At 40.7% G+C, this 648-nt stretch carries 2 pseudogenes; both read right to left on the reverse strand.

Annotated elements, in window-relative coordinates:
- Positions 1–286, reverse strand: a pseudogene (locus ACS8FD_RS21580) (bifunctional folylpolyglutamate synthase/dihydrofolate synthase); the annotation flags it as partial.
- A 254-nt stretch (positions 287–540) separates the two neighbouring features.
- Positions 541–648 (reverse strand): annotated as a pseudogene (locus tag ACS8FD_RS21585) (acetyl-CoA carboxylase carboxyl transferase subunit beta); the annotation flags it as partial.

Consider the following 648-nt stretch of genomic DNA (forward strand, 5'->3'; position numbering starts at 1 on the left):
CCAGATGCGGCGATTGATATAACGCGGTTTTGTAACCAGCTGCGCGGCACATATCGCTGATAACGGCAGTCGTTGAGCCTTTACCATTGGTGCCTGCGACAGTGAAGACAAAGGCATCGTCTTTTGCTGATTGCACCACGCCCAAATAATTAGCCACTGGCAATACACGTGATAATCCCATATCAATAGCAGAAACATGAATCTGCTGCATATAATCTAGCCATGCAGTCAAGCTTGATTGTGCCGTTGGACTGGTCACGGTAGTAGCGTGATTCGATGAGGACATAAAAACACCTTAAAGTAAAAAGCAGCCAAGATATACAGCTGCCAAAAGCGTCATTATACAATGCTTATAACCATATAATGAGTTCAGTATAAAAATGATACGGCAGGACTGATATCTAATGTATCCACCTTATTTGAAATCGACCATATTCAAACCCCAAAAATTAAAAATAGCATTTATCATCAATGACGATAAATGCTATTTAAAGGGTAAGCCAAACATGCGACATACAAAAACTTAAGTACTCACACAATTTAGGCGTCTACATTATCCGTATGCGTAAGCTTAGCTAGCAGACGATAAATGGTATCAATCATCTGATGACGATGTACCACTTCATCAACCACGCCATGCTCTAACAA

The sequence above is a fragment of the Psychrobacter sp. 1U2 genome, from assembly GCF_051847575.1.